Here is a 17,970-nt window from a genome sequence, read left to right on the forward strand (position 1 = left end):
ACCTCCCCACCCGGGCCGCTGCTCGTTTGTCGCCCGGCTCGTCCGTCCGGCACGCAGAGGACACCCCGGACGAGCGTCCACTTGGGTAGCGTCACTTCCCGATGCGGGGATGCGAGTCACCGCGATACGCGCACCCGGGGAGAGTCGATGTCCGCCAACCGAATGGCCGTCAACCGCCGCACCGTCCTGGGCGGGGCCGCCGCACTCGGCGGGGTCGCCGCGCTGCAGTCACTCCTGCCAGCCGTGGCACAGGGCCAGTCCACGGCCATCTACGTCGGCCGCGGCATCGGGGACATGACCGGAGAGCCGCTGGGCGCGGGCATGAACGGGTACGCGGACACCGAGCAGCAGTCCGTCGGGCTGCATCTGCGGCAGCGGGCCCGCGCCTTCGTCTTTGCCGACTCGCCGTCGTCACCCCGGTTCCTCCACGTCACCGCCGAGATCGGTCTCGTCTTCCAGTCGATCCAGCAGGAGGTGCTGCGCCGGTTGGCCGCCGAGTTCGGCGACACCTACCACGAGGGCAACGTGGTCATCACCGCCACGCACACCCACGTGGCACCCGGCGGGACATCCGGCCATCCGATGGTCGACCTGTCGATGCTGGGCTTCCGGCCGGTGACGTTCGAGGCCAACGTGGCGGGGATCGTCGACGCCGCACGGATGGCGCACCAGGACCTCGCGCCGTCGAGCGTCGGGGTCACCACCGGCGCGCTGCACGACGCCGGCGTCCAGCGTTCCCGCGGGTCGTTCGACCGCGACACCCCCGAGGAGCGGGCGCAGTTCCCGGCGGGGATCGACCCGCGGTCGCAGTCGTTGCAGATCACCCGCGACGGCCGGCTCGTGGGCGTGCTCAACTGGTTCGGCGTCCACGCCACCTCGATGACCTCCCACAACACGATCGCGTCCTCCGACAACAAGGGCTTCGCCGCATGGCACTGGGAGCGGGAGGTGGCCGGGCAGGACTACCTCGACGGCCGCACGCCGGAGCTGGTCACCGCGTTCGCGCAGACCAACCCGGGCGACGTGAGCCCCAACCTCGACCTGGCCCCCGGCCGGGGACCGACGCCCGACGAGTGGCTCAACACCCGGATCATCGGCGAGCGACAGTTCGCGGCCGCGCGCGACCAGGTGGACAAGGGGGTCCGGCCGCTCGGCAACGGGATCGACGTCCGGCACCGCTGGGTGGACATGTCGGCCGTCGAGGTGCGGCCCGAGTTCACCGGCGACGGGCGCCCCCACCGGACGACGGTGGCGGCCCTCGGCGCGTCGTTCGCGTCGGGCAGCCAGGAGGACGGCGGCGGTGGGGACGAGCTACCGTTCGCCGAGGGCGACCGCGGCGGCAACCCCGTCATCGCGGCGATCACCGACGTGGTGATCCCCGCCTGGCTCCGCGAGGCGCACGGCGCCAAGGACGTCCTGCTCCCGGTGGGCCTCGTACCGCAGGCCGTCCAGCGCGTGTACCCGTTCCACCTCGTACGCCTGGGCGGGCACTATCTGTTCACCCTCGGCTTCGAACCCACCGTGGTGGCTGGTCTACGGCTGCGGCGCACGCTCGCGGCCGAACTCGGCGTGGCCGAGGACCACGTCACCGTCCAGGGGTATTCAAACGCCTACGGGCACTACGTGACGACGCCCGAGGAGTACTCGGCCCAGAACTACGAGGGCGGCGCGACGATCTTCGGGCCGTGGACGCTCCCCGCGATCCAGCAGACGGCCGCGGAGCTCGCCCGCTCGATGCGCGCGGGCACCCCGCTCGACCCGGGCACCTCGGAACGGGACCTCACCGGACAGATCCCCGTATCCCCGCTGGGCAACCCGCTCGTCGACACCCCGGCACCGCTGCGGAACTTCGGCGACGTCCTGGACCCGCCGCTCACGGAGTACCGCATCGGACAGCGGGTCGTGGTGCGGTTCTGTGGCACCCACCCCAACTCCGACCTGCGCCGGGGAGACACCTACCTCGCTATCGAGCGCCGGGAGGGCGACCGGTGGGTACGGGTCCACGACGACGGCGACTGGTCCACGATGATCGTGTTCGAGGGCCTGCTCACCGTGACGAACGCGCTCATCACCTGGGACATCCCGCCCGGCACCCCGGCCGGCGCCTACCGCGTGGTGTACACGGCGTCGGGCCGCGGGATCGACGGGCGTCTGTTCCCCGTTAGGGGGGAGAGCCCGGCCTTCGACGTGCGCTGACGACCGGTCTGGGACACTGGAGGCGTTAATGCTTGCACTTCCTAGTGCTTGCGTCGTCAACAGAAAGGACATCGCCCGTGGACATCAAGGGTGCTTCCGTCATCGTCACCGGTGCCGCCTCCGGCCTGGGAAACGCCACCGCGCGTTCGTTCGCCGAGAAGGGCGCGGTCGTGTTCGGCCTCGACCTCCAGCAGTCCATCGACAAGGCCGTCGAGCAGGGCATCGATGAGGGCATCACCCTCCTCGCCGCTGACGTCACCAGCGAGGACGACGTCAAGGCCGCGATCGCCAAGGCCACCGAGGCCGCGCCACTGCGCGTCGTCGTCAACTGCGCCGGCATCGCCCCGGCCGCCCGCATCGTCTCCAAGAAGGGCGTCCACGCCCTCGACCTGTTCGAGACCGCCATCTCGGTGAACCTCGTGGGCACGTTCAACGTGCTGCGGCTCGCCGCCGAGGCCATGTCCACCCAGGACACGGTCGACGAGGACGGCCAGCGCGGCGTCATCATCAACACCGCGTCCGTCGCCGCCTACGAGGGCCAGGTCGGCCAGATCGCCTACGCCGCCTCGAAGGGTGGCGTGTACTCGATGGGCATCTGCGCTGCACGCGACCTCGCGCAGTTCGGTATCCGCGTCAACACCATCGCCCCGGGCACCATCGAGACCCCGATGCTCAAGGGCCTGACCGAGGAGTTCCAGAAGTCCCTCGAGGCCGCGATCCCGTTCCCGTCGCGCCTCGGCCGCCCGTCGGACTACGCGCAGCTGGCGAACGCGATCGTCGAGCAGGACTACCTCAACGGCGAGAGCTTCCGCATGGACGGCGCCCTGCGCATGGCGCCGCGCTAACTGCCCGCCCGGGACCGGACAAAGCGTCCGGTCCCGTGCGCCGGTACGACGACTGAGGCCCGCCCCCTGCGAAGGGGGCGGGCCTCGGTGCTGTGCCTGGGTCAGGCGGTGCGCACAGGGTCAGCCGCGACCGTTGTCGATCGCGGGGCCGGGGGCCGGCGCGGGGGCGGGCGCCGGAGCTGCGGGGGCCGGAGCGGCACCGGCCGGCGCCCACGGCAGCGGCGGCAGCGGCGGCAGCGGCGGCAGGGCGATACCGGCGGCGGTGAGCGATGCGTGGATCTCCGGGAGGAAGTAGATGCCCGCACCGACGGCGGCGACCGAGCCGAGACCCAGGGTCGCGGGGACGAGCGAGCCCGTGCCGGGCAGGGACCCGGCATCGGAGCCGAGGACGACGGTCGCACCCTCGCCGATCCCCAGCGAGCCGGCGATGGGGGCGTAGAGCGGGACGAGCGAGCCGGTGGTCGGCTCACCTAGCAGCGCCGAGCCCGAGGTGTCGACCGAGCCGGTGCCCTCGGCCGGGGTGAGGATGTCGACCGAACCGGTGGCCTCGGAGACGGAACCGGCTAGCGGCGCGAGCGAACCGGTGGAGGGCTCACCGAGCAGCGCCGAACCCGACGTGTCGAGGGATCCCTCGCCGGTGGCGTTGGCATCCAGGATGAGCGAACCCAGGTTCTCGGGGACGGAACCGCCGCCCGAGCTCAGCTCCGACGATCCGGCGGAGCCGATCACGTCCGAGGACAGAGTTCCGAGTTCCTCGGAGCCCTGCGCGTTGGCGACGCCGGTGGCGCCCGAAATGGCCAGGGCAGCGGCGGCCGCGACCGCAGCGGCTTTGCGGGTGGTGAACGTCATTGCGTCTCCTCGTGTGGAAAGGGGCTCCCAGGCGCAGAGGCTCGTGGCCGACCCACCCCGGGGTTGGGGTCTGTGAGACGTGAGAACAGCGTTACGAGACCGAGGTTCATCCGTCCGTTCCCCACCCTAGCCACGAATTCAGGCGATGAACGGTGAGAACTCAGTTAGATCTGAGTTAGTAAGGGGTTCTGAAAGGCGCTCGACCCCTTGCCGTGTGGCCACCCATGCCCCAGCGTCGCCCCGGGGCACCCGCGCGGGGAGCCCCGAGGCCCGCCCCCTTCGATCCAGGGTGCGGGCCTCGTGGCACGGGAAGCGGGCCCCGCTGGACCTCGCCGACTGCGATCAGATAACCGGCAATGGCGGGAGGACGATGCCGGCGTCCGCCAGCGCCTGCTCGATCTGCGGCGCGAAGTAGATGCCCGCCCCGATGACGGCGGCGGAACCGCCGATCAGCAGCACCGGCCCGAGCGAACCGGATACTCCGAGCGAATCCGTACCGCCATCGGAGCCGATGACGATCGCCGGACCCTCACCGGAGCCCAGTGCGCCGCCCACCGACGCCACGGCCGGCGTCAGCGACCCCGAGGTGGGCTCACCGAAGACGGAACCGGTGGTGTCCACCGACCCGGTACCCGGCGCGGGACTCACTGCGTCGGAACCCGTTGCCTCGTTGACCGAGCCCACGCCCTGCGACACGACCGGGGCGAGGCTGCCGAAAGTCGGCTCGTCGAGCAGCGCGGAGCCCGAGGTGTCGATCAGTCCGGGGTCGACGACCCCCGTTTCCTCCTCGGCCGAGCCGAGGGCGGAGGACTGAGCGTGCGCCAGCCCCACTCCACCGGACAGGGCGAGCGCGGAGACGCCAAGGGCCGCGGCGGCGCGGATGTGCCTCGTCATAAGTAAGTATTCCTTTCGGGGAGAAACGCCGACACTTCGGCGATACTTAACAATTCTTATTATTTCGCCGTGAACACCCCGCGCGACCACCGGGAGAATGCCCGCGCATGAGGGGTCCAACGCCGAAGTAGACATACGTTCAGAGCTGGTGGCCGCCCCAGCTCGAGCGGGAGATCCACTCCCGCACAGCGCGAGTGGCCCGGACGTCGTCCTCGTTGTAGGTGAGGATGCGGTTCCGGCCGGCATCCCGCTCGACGCCCCTCGCCGCCTGCGCGTCGCGGTACCACCCGAGCGAGGCCTCGCCGCAGGCCTCGGGATCTCGCCACGCGAACCCGGCGGCCGGGGCGACCACCTTCAGCCCGAGGCCCGAGGTGGAGACGAACTGGGTGGTGACCGCCTCGTGGACGTCCACCCAGAGCGGGGAGGAGATGAAGCGCCGGACCTCGGCGACGGAGGGAACCCCCTTGACGACGGCGAGGGTGCCCTCCGGCCCGAACCTGCCGGCCGACGAGAGCATCCACCCGTTCTCCGCGGACCGTGAATAGCAGTAGGCCCGGAACGACCGGCCCTGACCTGCCGCCCTGTCGCGGATGCCGGTGAGCCAACGCCAGAACTCCGCGAACGAACGCCCCTCGTCCGGATCCGGCAACCGCGCCCAGGTGGCGAACGGCCTGTAGCCCTCGGCCTCCAGGCGCCGCCCGTCCCTCAGCGTGAGCAGGGTCCCCCACAGATAGGCGCCGTCGTCGAGGTGACTCTCCAGGTCGACGTCCACCTCGATATCCGCACGCGGAATGCTCGGCCGCGCCACCTTGGGAACCACCACCTCACCGTCGCGGTGTGCCCTCGCCCGCAGGACCGCGTCCGAGAACGGCTCGCCGTTCCAGTCCGTGGGCCGGTCCGGTCCGGCCACCGCCAACTCCGCGACCGTCCGGATCCCCCGGGCCCTCAGCGACCCGACCTGTCCGCCGCCGACGACGAGACTGACGTCATCGGCCACGACGAGCCGGTCACGGCAGCCCTCGACGGGCCCGTCCCGATCGTCCCAGCCCTCCCACCAGGGGCAGGTGCGGCATTCGCCGATCCGGCTGGGTTCGGTGTCGAGCTCACCGCGCACCACCGCCAGCCGCGTGGCGTGGGTGCGGTCTGCGGCGTCGAGCACCGGCCCCAGGTCGTGCACCACCGCGCGCGCCGAGCCCAGCCCCAGCACCGCGCCCACCGGGGACTCCGCCGCGTGCCCCACGGCGGCGAGCAGCCGCCACGCGTGGACGAGCCGGTCCAGATCCGCGGGGTGACGCCGCACCCGGAGAGCGGGGTCGGGCGCAGGGGACCAGTCGAGCAAGCGGGTCACCGTCGCCGTCGACGCGGTCCTCCCCCGCCGCGGATCGACCACCTTGTGATTGACCACCAGCACCGGCGTGTACCCGCCGCCGGGCACGGCCGCCAGGGTGCACCGGAGGCCCGCCCGGCCCTCGTGCGGATCGGCGGGAAGAGCCGCGCCCCACACCAGCGTCGCCCCGTCGGCCAGGGCCCGGAGTGTCGCGCTCTCGTCGTCGTCGCCCGGTACGTCCCCCGGCAGATCGGTCCAGTGATCCCCCACCACGTCCACCACCACGGTGTCGGGGCGCGCGTCCCGCAACGCGCGCTCCCGCAGGCCCGCGCGTCGATCGGCCGCCGCCATCGCCCGCAGACGCACGCCCTCGTCGAGCGGCGCCGTCCGCCACCACCCCGGTCGCGCATCACGTTCCCGGGCCACGCGGTGCAGACATCTGGCCCCCGAGGCCGGCCCCACCACCGCCGCATCGGGGGCGCGGTACGTGGTGCTGCCGGCGTCCTCCATCGCCGTCCATCATGGCCCAGCCGCGGCCCACACGACGGTCCGGTCCTCAGTGCGGGCCGATTCGCCTAGGCTGGAGACCTGATGTCCGCGACGAGAGAAGGATCGACGCCCATGGGCAAGCTGACGACCTACCGCGACAAGCGTGCCGAACTCCGCGCCCATGCTTCGGCGCTCAAGTCCACGGCCATGAAGGAGGCCAAGCTCGCGGCCAAGGAGACGCGGAAGAAGGCCAAGGAGGCGCACCGCGTGGAACTGGCCGAGGCCAAGGAACGCGCCAAGCTCGAGCGCAAGAACGCCGAACGCAAGGCGAGGCGCGCCGAGAAGCGGGCCGAGAAGCGTGACAAGCTCGACCGCAGATCCGCCAAGCGGAACCGCAAGAACGAGAAGGTCCACGCCAAGCAGGAGCGCGCCACCATCAAGCGCGAGGCCAAGCTGCTGGCCAAGGACCGCAAGCTCGCCGAGAAGATCGACTCCGCCGGCCGCAAGCACGAGTACCAGCTCGCCGAGATGGAACTCAAGAAGCTCGAGGGCACCAAGCTCAACAAGGATGACCTGCAGCGGTGGCTGAGCATGGCCAAGGTCGCCACCCCGGTGCTGCTGCCGATGGTCTACAAGGCCGTCTCCAACGTGCAGGGATCGGCCGGCAAGCCCTCCGGCCCCGGAGGCGTGGACCTCGAGGCCGCCGGCATCAACGCCACCGGCCCCGGCGCCGCCCTCGGTGTACGCATCGTCCGCCTCGAGCAGACCCTCGACCAGCTCGACGTGAGCCGCGGGAGCGAGCGTGAGGTCAAGGACTTCATCTCCTCCACCCGGGCCAGGCTCACGGACCTGCGGACAGCGGTCGAGACCGCCGAGACCACGCCCACCGCGCAGCGGCGCGAGATCCACTCGTCGATCTCCGGCGAGCTCGACCGCATCAACAAGGACATCTTCGCCCGCCTGGGCGTCAAGGCGTGACGGCGCTCCGGGGGCGGCTGGCGTCCGTCGCGGTCGCTACCGCCCTGGTCGGCGGCGCGGCCGCTCCCGCGGTGGTGCTCGCACCGGTCGCCGGCGCCCACTCGGTGTTGGTCTCCATCGACCCGGAGGACGGCTCCGAGCTGGACACCCCGCCCGACGAGATCGTCCTGACCTTCAACGAGGAGATCAACCAGAGCTTCGCCTCCGTCGCCGTCACCGCCGGGGACGACCGGGCCACCCGGGTCGTAGGCGACCCCTCGGTGGCGGGCGAGACCGTCACGGTCGACGTCGATGATCTCGGGACCGGCGCCTACACGGTCGGCTACCGGGTGACCTCGTCCGACGGGCACGTGGTGAGCGGATCGTCGGTCTTCACCGTGACGGGCGGGGGCGGCGGCGCGGAGGCCGGCGCAGAGTCCGGCTCGCAGCCCGCGGCCGGCGGGGAGCCCGGCTCGGAGTCCGGCTCGCAGCCCGCGGCCGGTGGAGACGCCTCCCCGGCGGGCGGGTCCGACACCGGGGCCGGCGACGAGGCGGGCGTCGCCGATGAGACCTCGGGCGAGGACACCGGCGTCAGCCCCGCGATCTGGGTCGTCGGCGGACTGGCGATCCTGCTCATCGGTGGCGCGTTCGTGCTGCTGCGCCGCGGTAACTGACGGGCGGGCACGCCGAGCGGCGAGCGGTGCAGCCGCTCCCCCGCCCGGCGTCTCGCTCCCGCGCCTGTACACGTCAGCCACACCCGCGTCCGCGCGTGGCGTCTGGCCTGCCCCTCGGGGCGCGCGAGACGCCATGCCCGGACGCGGCTGTATGACGAGATCGAGCGGCCGTATCACGAGTCGGGCCGCGGCGGCAGCACGAGGCGGGCCGGGGCGGCCGCGGGCTCCCGCCACTCGCGCGGGCCCGGCCACCCGCGCGAGCTCCCGCCTACCGCCCCGGCAGGAAGCGCATGGCGTCGGTGGCGGGCGCGAGCAACTGCTGCCACCGCGTGCGGGGCAGGAACGACGGCCCGCCCATGTGCACGACGCGCTGAGTGGCGATCGTCTGCGCCTCGGTGTACTTGAGCAGTCCCTCGTCGCCGTGGCGTCGGCCCACACCGGAGGCGCCCATGCCGCCCATCGGGCCCGCGACGGAGCCCCAGCCCGCGACGTAGCCCTCGCCGACGTTGACGGTGCCGGTCCGCAGGCGCGCCGCGATCTGCTCGCCCTCGGAGTCGGACCCCGCGAACACCGACGAGTTGAGCCCGTACTCGGTGTCGTTGGCCTCGGCGATCGCCTCCTCGACCGAGTCGACCGGGTAGATCGACACGACCGGGCCGAAGGTCTCCTCGCCGTAGCAGGTCGCGCCGGAGGGCACGTCGGTGAGCAGGGTCGGCTCGTAGAACAGCGGGCCCAGGTCCGGCCGGGCGCGTCCGCCGGCCAGGACGCGCGCGCCCTTGGCCACCGCGTCGTCGACGTGTGCGGAGACGGTGTCCAGCTGGTCACGGGAGATGAGGCTGCCCATCTCGGCCTCGAAGTCGTAGCCGGGCCCCACGCTCATGGACTGCACACGCGCGGTGAGCTTCTCGATGAGCTGCGGCGCGACGGAGCGCTCCACGTAGACCCGCTCGACCGAGATGCACAGCTGACCCGAGTTGGAGAAGAACGCGCGCGTGGCGACCTCGGCCACCTCGTCCAGGTCGGCACCCTCGGTCACGATCATGGCGTTCTTCCCGCCGAGTTCGGCCGAGAACCCGATCAGGCGCTCGCCGCACTGGCGGCCCAGCGTGCGGCCGGTCGCGGTGGAGCCGGTGAACATGAGGTAGTCGACGTTCTCCACGATCGCGCCGCCGACGGTCCCGCCCGAACCGGGCACCACCTGGAACAGGTCGCGCGGCAGGCCCGCCCGGTAGAGCATGTCGGCGGCGGCGAGGGCACAGAACGGCGTGATGGAGGCGGGCTTGATCACCACGGCGTTGCCCGCGAGCAGGGCGGCGAGCGCGTCGGTGGCGGCGAGGTTGAGCGGGTAGTTCCACGGCGCGATCACGCCCACGACGCCCTTGGGCTGGCGGCGCACCACGGCCTTGGTCAGTCCCGGCAGCATGCCCTGGACGCGCTTGGGGGCGAGCAGCCCGGGCGCGGTCCGGGCGTAGTGACGCGCGGTGATGAGGCAGTCCAGCACCTCCTCCTGTGCGGAGGCGCGGCTCTTGCCTGTCTCTGCCTGCACGATGTCCATGAGTTCGCCGCGGTTGCGCATGATCTGCTTGGCGAAGCGGGTGATGACGGCGACCCGGTCGGCGACGTCTCGTTCGGCCCACGCGACCTGCGCGGCCCGGGCCCGCTCGACGGCGGCGGTGACATCGTCGGCGGTGCCGGCGGGGATCTCCGCGAGCGGGTCACCGGTGAAGACCTCGGTGATCATCGCCGACGGGCGGCTTGAGGGATCGGCCCGGAATTCGGGGATCGCGACGAGGTCGCGGAGACGGTCGTACACATGGGGCGCGGGTCGGCTCATGGCACCGAGGCTACCGGCGGGTAAGGAAGAGCGGTACCGCCTGCCACCGTTCTTCGCCCGCCGGTCGCGGAAACCCGGGCTTGACCCTGACATCGCGTCAGGCCCCACGCTCGTGGATGTGAGAGATGCTGGAGACATGACGACGAGAGACGGGCTCACCGTGGGAGCGGTCGCCGCGCTGGTCGGGGTGAGCGTCCGGACCCTGCACCACTGGGACCGGATCGGGTTGGCGCCGGCGAGCGGCAGGACGTGGTCGGACTACCGGGTGTATGACGACGACGACGTCGCCCGCCTCCACCGGATCCTGGTCTACCGCGAGCTGGGCTTCCCACTCGCGGAGATCGGGGACCTGCTCGATGACCCGGAGGCCGACGCCCTGGCTCACCTGACCCGCCAGCGGGAGCTGCTGGTCGGACGCATCTCGCACCTGCAGGAGATGGTCTCCGCAGTCGACCGCATGAAGGAGGCGATCGATATGAACGCACCACTGACCCCTCAGGACAGGGCCGAGATCTTCGGCACGGACTGGAAGGAGGAGTACCAGGAGGAGGCCGAGCACCGCTGGGGCGACACCCCGCAGTGGGCGCAGTCGCAGGAACGCACGGCGCGCATGTCCAGGGAGGACTGGAAGCAGGTCAAGGCCGAGGGCGACGCGCTCAACGTCGACCTCGCCGCCGCCAAGCGTGCCGGCATGGACCCGGGGGCGCCGGAGGCCGCGGAGCTGGCCGAGCGCCACCGCGCATCGATCGGGCGGTTCTACGACTGCACGCATGCGATGCAGGTCTGCCTGGCGCGGATGTACGTCGAGGACCCACGCTTCGCCGAGACGTACGACGTGCACGAGCCGGGCCTGACTCAGTGGCTGGTCGCCGCCGTCGAGGCCAACGCCCGGGCGCACGGCGTCGACCCGGACACCGCCACCTGGGAGTGAACTGCCCCGCATGAGCCGGTGGGCGATGTCGGACGGCGGACGTACCCTGGCCCGCATGAGCCGATGGACCACCGCCGACATCCCTGACCAGACCGGCCGGACCTTCGTGGTCACCGGGGCGAACTCCGGGCTGGGCCTGCAGTCCACCCGCGCGCTGACCGACGCGGGCGCCCGCGTGATCATGGCCTGCCGTGACACGGGCCGCGCCGAGACGGCCCGCGCGGGGCTCGCGCACCCGGACCGCGCCGAGGTCGTCGAACTCGACCTGGCCGACCTCGAGTCCGTGCACGCGGCGGGTGAGCTGCTCGCGGGCCGCTCGCCCGACGTGCTCATCAATAACGCGGGGCTGATGAACATCCCACGGTCGCGCACCGCGCAGGGCCACGAGATGCAGTTCGGCGTCAACGTCCTCGGCCACTTCGCGCTCACCGAGCACGTCGCGCCGGCGCTCACCGACCGGGTGGTGTGGCTGGGCTCGATGATGCACCGCTTCGGCACGGTGGACCCCGACGACCTGGACTGGACCCGTCGCCGCTACGCCCCGATGCCGGTGTACGCCGCCTCCAAGCTGGCCTGCGTCATGCTCGCCTACGAGCAGCAGCGTCGCCTCGAGGCCGCGGGGTCGTCGCTGAGGGCGGTGGCCGCGCACCCCGGTTATTCGGCGACCAATCTGCAGTACCGCAGCGGCAGCCGCGTGCAGGACCTGCTGATGAAGGGCGTGGAGAAGATCCCGTTCCTCGTGCAACCGGCCGAGCGTGGGGCCCTGCCGCAGCTCTACGCCGCGACCGTGGAGTCCGTCGCGGGCGGCGCGTACATCGGCCCCGACGGCCCCGGCGAGCTCACCGGGTACCCGACGACCGTGAACTCCACCAAGGCCTCGCACGACCGCGAGGTCGCCGCCGCACTGTGGGACCGCTGCCGGGAGATGAGTGCGCAGGGGTGAGTGGTCAGGGGTGAGTCCGCAGGGGTGACCGCCCGCGGGTAACCGCTGGCGGCGCGGCCTACCGCCCGGCCTTCCGAGTGGCCCCGCAACGATTTGCCCGGGCCCGCGTGGAGGGGACGACGACGAGCCCGGGCCCCTACGCGCGCCGGCGGACGAAGGCCAGCAGCAACCCGCCCAGCAGAATCGTCCCGGCGGCGACGCCGACCAGCGCGGTGGTCCCCACGCCGGTCACGGCCAGCTCCGCGGGGGCAGACAGCTCGGCGGGGGCCGACTGCTCGCCGGGTCCTGCGGCGGCATTCCCCGCGGTCGTGGCGATGGCGGCAGGCGCGGCCGCGGCGCCGAGGGTCGCGCCCACTCCGCCGGTTCCGCCCTGCGTGTCCCCGGCGGGACCGTTCGCGCCGACCGGGGAGATGTCTGCCTCGTCGTCGTCAACCTCGTCGTCGTCGACCTCGTCCGTCGCGTCCTGCCCACCGTCGGCGGCCGCCGCCTCGGCCTCGGCGCGACGGCGCTCGTTGTCCTCGTACGGATCCTGCAGCGCGGCGATCTGGACCGCCTCGATACTCCCCGCCAGCGCGCCGGGCAGCTGGGTGCCGGCGGCGTCCGCGGCGTCGGTGAGCAGCGCGCCGCCCTCGGCCGAACCCTCGACCAGCCCGTGCCAGAAGTCCAACTCGTGCGGATAGAGCTCGCCGGCCTGCTGCCGCTCCCCCAGCGCCGTGAAGAAACCGCCCGCGAACTGCACGCTCAGTACGGGGAAGATGTACTCGGGGATCGCGATCGATCCCAGCCCGATGGTGCCCGACCCGAGCGACCCGGTCGGGTTGGCGTAGACGGACCCCGGCAGGCTGCCCGAGGACGCCACGGACGCCGCCGCGGACCCTCCCGCCGACCCCAGCGCCTCGAGCGGCGCCACCGAACCGAGGGTCTGCCCCAGGGACAGTCCGGCGTCCGCCACCGGGGCGCTGCCCGTCTCGCGCAGACCCTCGGACCCGAGCGCCCCACCGCCGATGACAATCTCCTCGGGCAACTGGCCGACCAACTGGTCCACACTGCTGTTGCCCGTCTCCGCGGGCAGCGCCGAACCCGACCCCGAGTCCCCCTGCGCGTACGCCACGGCGGGGACCGCGACCGCCGCCACCACGGCGGTCGTGACGGCGGCGCCGAGGCGCCTGGTCCGGACTCCGGAACCACGGGTCTGGGGCATCGGGCACAGCCTCTCGTCGCAGGGGCGGGCCTGTGCGACCCGCGCACGCTGAGCGTACTACTGCGGTGCCGCCCGCCCGTAGCGCCGGCTGTCCGGCCGGACCCGATCCGCCGCCGGACCCGGCCTACTGCAGCGCTGAGGTGAGACGTGCGACGTTGTCGACGTACCGCCCCGGCCACGGGCGGCTCATCCACGTCTCGATGCCCAACGTGGTGCAGTCCTCGAGGTAGGAGTCCACCACGTCGTTGAGCTCCGCGACCGCCTCGCCGCCCAGGGCCAGCAGACTGATCTCGAAGTTGAGGTTGAACGAGCGCTGGTCCATGTTGCTCGAGCCCACGATCCCGGCGTAGTCGTCGATCAGCACCGTCTTGGTGTGCAGGACCGCCGGGGAGCGGAAGCGGTGGATCACCACCCCGGCCTCGAGCAGCGCGCGGTAGTAGGACCGCTGGGCGTGGTGGACGAGGAACTGGTCGGCGTGTTCGGGGACGAACAACTCCACCCCCACCCCGCGGAACGACGCCGACGTGATGGAGTGCAGGAGAGCGTCGTCCGGCACGAAGTACGGGCTGACGATCCGCACCCGCTTCCGTGCCTGGCCGATGAGCTGGGTGAACATCCGCAGCCCGGGCTGCGTCCTGTACCCCGGGCCGGACGGGACCAGCTGGAACGCGCTCACCGGGTCGCCCGCCGTGGGATCCCCGCCCTTGCGTCCGGGCGCCAGTGGTGCGCCCTGCGCCACGTCCTCCAGCGTGCCGATCACCTCGCCGGACTCGGAATACCAGTCCACGGCGAACACGCTGTCCATCGCCTGGACGATCTCCCCGCGGACCTCCATCATCAGATCGACCCACTCGCGGCCGAGCCGGGCGTTGCGTGAACTGCCGTAGTGGCGCTCGATGAGGTTCTGCGACCCGATGAACCCGTGCACCCCGTCCACGATGAGCATCTTGCGGTGATTGCGTAGGTCCGGCCGCCTGAACCGGCCGCGGAACGGGTTCACCGGCAGCATCAGGTGGAACTCCACCGGGGTCCGCCGCAGCCGCTTCCGGAGCTTCGTGAACCCCCGGTAGCGCAGTGACCCGAGGTGGTCGACCAGCACCCGGACCACGACCCCCCGATCGGCGGCCTCGACCGCGGCGGTGAACAACTCGTCGGTTTCGGAGTCCCACGACTGCGCGTAGAACTCGATGTGCACGTGGTCCCGGGCGGCACGGACCGCCTCGGTCATCGCCGCCAACGACCGCGTGTAGTCCGAATGCAGGCCGATGAAGTCCCCGGACATGGCGGGGATCGCGGTGAGGGTCCGGTTCATCTCCAGGATGGTCCGCACCCCGGGCCCCACGCGCACTCCGTCGGGAACGGTGGGCCGCTTCTCGAGCGCCCTGGCATAGAGATGGTTCGCCTCGGCCTGGATGAGGTGCCGTCGCCCGGTGATGTAGGGATTGCCCAGCAGGAGGAACAACGGCACCCCCACCACCGGGATGAAGAGGATGGCGAGCAGCCACGCCTGCGACGACGACGGCTGCCGGTTCTCGGGGACCATCCCCAGCGCGAGGATCTTGATGACGTACTCGGTGATGAGCAGGCCCGAGGTGACCCCTGCCGGGAAGGACAGGTCGAGACCCACCACTGTGGGGTTCACTTCGTCTGTCGGGTCAGGACAGTCCCGAGGGCGAGGGCACGGGGGTCGATCACCGTTCCGCCCCGCATCGTCCACCGCACCACGCCCGCCAGGGCACGCTGGGCGTACACCGAGTCCGCAGAGCCCAGCTCACGGGTCCCGGGCAGGACGACGAACGCGTCGTCGTCGGCGACCGCGGCGAGGTCCGCGCGCAGGCCGACCCGGATCTCACCGCGGTCCCGCAGGCCCACGACCCCGGCGGTGCGCGTGGCCATCCACCCGGCGACGTCGGCGAGATCGAATCCCCGGCGACGGGCCTCGGTCCACACGACCGACAACCCGAGCCGGGCCGAGGCCACGGCGTCGATCGTGCCGTCGCGCAACGCCTCCCACAGCAACTCGCGGTTGGCGGCGTCCCGGATCGGCGGGTCGAGCCGCGCGACCGCAGCGCCGCCGTGGGTGACCTCGGAGACCAGCGCAAGCATGTGCGGGCTGGTCGAGGCGGTCACGGCCAGTCCGTCCGCCCTGGCTTCGCGCAGCAGGGGCAGTTCCTCGTGGTCGGACACCGCCCGGACGTGCAGCCGGCCACCCGTGCGCCGGCAGACCTCGAGAAGCCCGGGCAGATCGTCCACCCCGGCGTCCACCGCGAACAGCCCGCCGGCCTCCGCGACCTCCTCGGCGGCCGCCACCACCTGTGCGGAATCCAGGGTCGGCGCACCGGCGACACCCTTGCCGGCGGCCACCGCCGACACCCCGAACACGCCACGATCCAGCAACGTCCCGAGCCCGCCGAGATTCCCCGGAACCGCCGCGCCCCACAGGCCGACGTCCACCGTGGACTCGCCGGTCACGTCCTGTCTCCAGCGGTCCACGTCCTCGGGGGTGATCGCGACCGGGTCGCCGTCGGTTCCGTAGTCGATCACCGAGGTGATCCCGCCCTGAGCCGCCGAACGCGTGCCCACCGCGACGTCCTCGGTACTGACGTGCGGGTCGACGAGTCCCGGCATGAGGACCACGTCATCACCGAGCGCGATCGTGTGGTCGCCCGCCAGACCGATGTCCCGCGCCTCCGACCCCGTCCGCACCGACGAGATCACTCCCCCGTCCACCGTGACCGCCGCCTGTTGGATGCGATCGTCGATGACCGCGCGCCGGGCGTGGATCAGGAGTTCGTACTGGGCCACGGGTGGCTCCTTCCGGGTTCTCGGACGATGGCGGGGCACCCTTCACCCGACATTGTCCCCCACGGCGGGCTCCCCCGCGGGAGCGCGGCCGGATAGCGTTGCCATGACCAGACCACGCCCCAGGAGGCCCCGCATGACCGACACCCCCGCCGGATTCGTCCACACCGCAGACCTCGTCGACGAGATCGGCGAGGACGTCCGCAGCTGTGACACCCAGTTCCGCGACCTCGGTGGCCGGACGGAGTTCTTCGGCCCCGTCTCGACCGTCCGGTGCTTCCAGGACAACGCGCTGCTCAAGAGTGTGCTCGGCGAGCCCGGCGAGGGCCGGGTCCTGGTGATCGACGGCGGTGGCAGCCTCCACACCGCGCTGGTGGGAGACCTCATCGCCGAGCTCGGCCGTTCCAACGGCTGGGCCGGGGTCGTGGTCAACGGCGCCATCCGAGACTCGGCGGTCGTGGGCGGCATGGACTTCGGATGCAAGGCCCTGGGCACGAACCCGCGCAAGTCCAGCAAGACCGGCGACGGCGAACGCGACGTGACCGTGAGCTTCGGCGGGGTCGACTTCGTCCCCGGTGACACGCTCTACGCCGACTCCGACGGGATCGTGGTGCGCTGACCCGACCGGGTCGTTCGTCGCACCCGCCCGAGCGCCTGCGGGGTGTGCCCGCGGGCGGGGTCGCTCAGGAGGCTCCCCCGAGGCTCGCGACCGGGATGGTGAGCACGTCGCCGATCGAGGCCTCGGGACCGTAGCTGCCCAGGGACCCGGGCGCGTAGGAGCCCGTCGCGTTGGGCAGCTCCACCGACAGGATGACCGAACCGGCGTTGATGAGCCCGGTGAGCAGGTCCATCAGCGAGCCGGTCCCGAGCGACCCGTAGCCGATGCTGCCGAGCGCCTCCCCCACGTTGGGAGCGAGGAGCACGCTGCGAATCGTTCCCATATCCGCGGACTCGTCCGGCTCGTCTGCCACCGCCGTTCCGGCTCCGGTCAGCAGCGCGGTGGCGGCGAGTGCCGAGACGGTCGCGGCGAGGGTGGTCGTGCGCATCGGGATCCTCCGGGTCGTCGCCCCGCCCCACGGCGGGGTCTCACCCGGGAGATGGTATCGGGGGTCACACCCGGGCGGCGCGCGACGCGGCGTCCCGGCCTGCTCGGTCGATCAGGCCTCGCGGCGGATCCAGCGCAGCAGAGGCCCGAGTGAGACCCGGTCGGTGAGGTCCAGCCCACCCAACTCGAGCATGGACTCCTCCTCCGGGGTGCGCTCGGATTTGCGACGCAGCGCCGCGAGAGCGGTCTTCACGCCCAGCCGCTGCCGGAATCCCAGCTGGTCCGGGGTGACCACGCCCCGCAACTGGAAGAGCTTGAGATCGCGGAGCTGATCGCCCGAGAACTCACTCGACATGAGCTCGATCCGGGCGTCATCGGTGACCGGGGTCGGGCCCACCATGACGACCGCGACCCGGCGCCCGGCCTCGACGAGCGCCTCCCAGTTGTCGCGGATGAACGCCGAACCACCCAGCCCGCCAGCCGCCCGCATCCCGGTGACGAGGACGACCGTCCCGGCGACGACGAGTTCGGCCGGGTCCACGGAGTCGTGATGGGTGGCCCGGGTGTCGAATTCCTCGGCGAGCCAGGTGGCGTAGCGCCTGGCGCCGGGGTCATCATCGTGCAACACGACCGGAGCCTGGATCGTCCGCCGCGTCTCGTCCGCCATCAGGCCTCTCCCCGTCCGTCGCGCGCGACCACCCGGGCTGCGCGGCCCCCGATCTCCACCACGTCGCCGTCGACCAGACCGCGACCGCGACGGGTGTCCACCTCGTCGTTGACGCTCACGGCGCCGGAGGTGACCGCGTCCTTGGCCTCGGCACCCGAATCGAGCAGTGATGCCAGCTTGAGGAACTGCCCCAGCGTCAGCTTGCTGCTCAGGTCGCATTCGACGTCGTCGACGGGTGGACCGGCCGGCGGGGGTGTCACCCGGCCGGTCCGTCCTCGTCCTGCGATGTGGCGGCTCATACGCCCGAGCCTATCGG

17 protein-coding genes are annotated in these 17,970 nt (G+C 71.9%); 7 read left to right on the top strand and 10 right to left on the bottom strand.

Features of this window, described 5'->3' with window-relative positions:
• The first annotated feature begins 147 nt into the window (after nt 1-147).
• On the top strand, nt 148-2,196 hold the full coding sequence (locus CK206_RS09585) for a neutral/alkaline non-lysosomal ceramidase N-terminal domain-containing protein (RefSeq protein ID WP_096906253.1): 2,049 nt from the start codon (nt 148-150) through the stop codon (nt 2,194-2,196).
• 77 nt (nt 2,197-2,273) lie between these two features.
• Nucleotides 2,274-3,041: an SDR family NAD(P)-dependent oxidoreductase gene (locus CK206_RS09590; RefSeq protein ID WP_067714893.1), complete on the top strand. Its 768-nt coding sequence runs from the start codon at nt 2,274-2,276 to the stop codon at nt 3,039-3,041.
• Nucleotides 3,042-3,161: 120 nt separating this feature from the next.
• Here CK206_RS09590 and CK206_RS20110 read toward each other — a convergent pair whose 3' ends face one another.
• From CK206_RS20110 to CK206_RS09605, 3 genes are all read right to left on the bottom strand, one after another.
• Entirely contained in the window at nt 3,162-3,890 is a 729-nt protein-coding gene (locus CK206_RS20110) for a hypothetical protein (RefSeq protein ID WP_216824128.1), read from the bottom strand.
• 342 nt (nt 3,891-4,232) lie between these two features.
• The gene (locus tag CK206_RS09600) at nt 4,233-4,784 is read right to left on the bottom strand and encodes a hypothetical protein (RefSeq protein WP_067714898.1); all 552 of its coding nucleotides are present in this window, start codon (nt 4,782-4,784) and stop codon (nt 4,233-4,235) included.
• A 139-nt stretch (nt 4,785-4,923) separates the two neighbouring features.
• Nucleotides 4,924-6,621 (bottom strand): TM0106 family RecB-like putative nuclease, encoded by a 1,698-nt coding sequence (locus tag CK206_RS09605; RefSeq protein WP_096906254.1) that lies wholly within the window; start codon nt 6,619-6,621, stop codon nt 4,924-4,926.
• Between the two features lie 111 nt (nt 6,622-6,732).
• Here CK206_RS09605 and CK206_RS09610 point away from each other — a divergent pair, with 111 nt between their 5' ends.
• Together CK206_RS09610 and CK206_RS09615 are read left to right on the top strand one after the other, a co-directional pair.
• Nucleotides 6,733-7,578 (top strand): DUF6474 family protein, encoded by an 846-nt coding sequence (locus CK206_RS09610; protein WP_067714904.1) that lies wholly within the window; start codon nt 6,733-6,735, stop codon nt 7,576-7,578.
• The gene (locus CK206_RS09615) at nt 7,575-8,231 is read left to right on the top strand and encodes a copper resistance CopC family protein (RefSeq protein ID WP_096906255.1); all 657 of its coding nucleotides are present in this window, start codon (nt 7,575-7,577) and stop codon (nt 8,229-8,231) included. Before CK206_RS09610 ends, CK206_RS09615 begins: the two co-directional genes overlap by 4 nt.
• Before the next feature lie 268 nt (nt 8,232-8,499).
• Here the strand turns inward: CK206_RS09615 and CK206_RS09620 are convergent, their stop codons facing one another.
• Nucleotides 8,500-10,065 carry a succinic semialdehyde dehydrogenase gene (locus CK206_RS09620; protein WP_069389401.1) on the bottom strand — a complete coding sequence of 522 codons (1,566 nt, stop codon included), beginning with the start codon at nt 10,063-10,065 and terminating at the stop codon, nt 8,500-8,502.
• 136 nt (nt 10,066-10,201) lie between these two features.
• Between CK206_RS09620 and CK206_RS09625 the strand changes: the two genes are divergently transcribed.
• Entirely contained in the window at nt 10,202-10,996 is a 795-nt protein-coding gene (locus tag CK206_RS09625) for a MerR family transcriptional regulator (RefSeq protein ID WP_069389402.1), read from the top strand.
• Between the two features lie 55 nt (nt 10,997-11,051).
• Entirely contained in the window at nt 11,052-11,939 is an 888-nt protein-coding gene (locus CK206_RS09630) for an oxidoreductase (protein WP_096907387.1), read from the top strand.
• Between the two features lie 136 nt (nt 11,940-12,075).
• On the opposite strand, the gene CK206_RS09635 is transcribed toward CK206_RS09630, so the two are convergent.
• From CK206_RS09635 to CK206_RS09645, 3 genes are all read right to left on the bottom strand, one after another.
• Nucleotides 12,076-13,140, bottom strand: a complete 1,065-nt coding sequence (locus tag CK206_RS09635; RefSeq protein WP_096906256.1) for a hypothetical protein — start codon at nt 13,138-13,140, stop codon at nt 12,076-12,078.
• 124 nt (nt 13,141-13,264) lie between these two features.
• On the bottom strand, nt 13,265-14,782 hold the full coding sequence (locus CK206_RS09640; RefSeq protein ID WP_096906257.1) for a phospholipase D-like domain-containing protein: 1,518 nt from the start codon (nt 14,780-14,782) through the stop codon (nt 13,265-13,267).
• Nucleotides 14,779-15,945: an amidohydrolase family protein gene (locus tag CK206_RS09645; RefSeq protein WP_069389254.1), complete on the bottom strand. Its 1,167-nt coding sequence runs from the start codon at nt 15,943-15,945 to the stop codon at nt 14,779-14,781. Before CK206_RS09645 ends, CK206_RS09640 begins: the two co-directional genes overlap by 4 nt.
• A 133-nt stretch (nt 15,946-16,078) precedes the next feature.
• Between CK206_RS09645 and rraA the strand changes: the two genes are divergently transcribed.
• The gene (rraA, locus tag CK206_RS09650; protein ID WP_067714919.1) at nt 16,079-16,561 is read left to right on the top strand and encodes a ribonuclease E activity regulator RraA; all 483 of its coding nucleotides are present in this window, start codon (nt 16,079-16,081) and stop codon (nt 16,559-16,561) included.
• A 64-nt stretch (nt 16,562-16,625) separates the two neighbouring features.
• On the opposite strand, the gene CK206_RS09655 is transcribed toward rraA, so the two are convergent.
• The 3 genes from CK206_RS09655 to CK206_RS09665 form a co-directional block, all read right to left on the bottom strand.
• Nucleotides 16,626-16,988, bottom strand: coding sequence for a hypothetical protein (locus CK206_RS09655; RefSeq protein ID WP_096906258.1), 363 nt, complete (start codon nt 16,986-16,988; stop codon nt 16,626-16,628).
• Between the two features lie 111 nt (nt 16,989-17,099).
• Nucleotides 17,100-17,654 (bottom strand): hypothetical protein, encoded by a 555-nt coding sequence (locus tag CK206_RS09660; protein WP_096906259.1) that lies wholly within the window; start codon nt 17,652-17,654, stop codon nt 17,100-17,102.
• Nucleotides 17,654-17,953 carry an RNA-binding S4 domain-containing protein gene (locus tag CK206_RS09665; protein ID WP_227022113.1) on the bottom strand — a complete coding sequence of 100 codons (300 nt, stop codon included), beginning with the start codon at nt 17,951-17,953 and terminating at the stop codon, nt 17,654-17,656. The genes CK206_RS09660 and CK206_RS09665 overlap by 1 nt, the downstream gene beginning before the upstream one ends.
• Nucleotides 17,954-17,970 lie beyond the last annotated feature (17 nt).

It is taken from the genome of Dietzia sp. WMMA184 (assembly GCF_002441635.1).
Classification (GTDB): Bacteria; Actinomycetota; Actinomycetes; order Mycobacteriales; family Mycobacteriaceae; genus Dietzia; species Dietzia kunjamensis.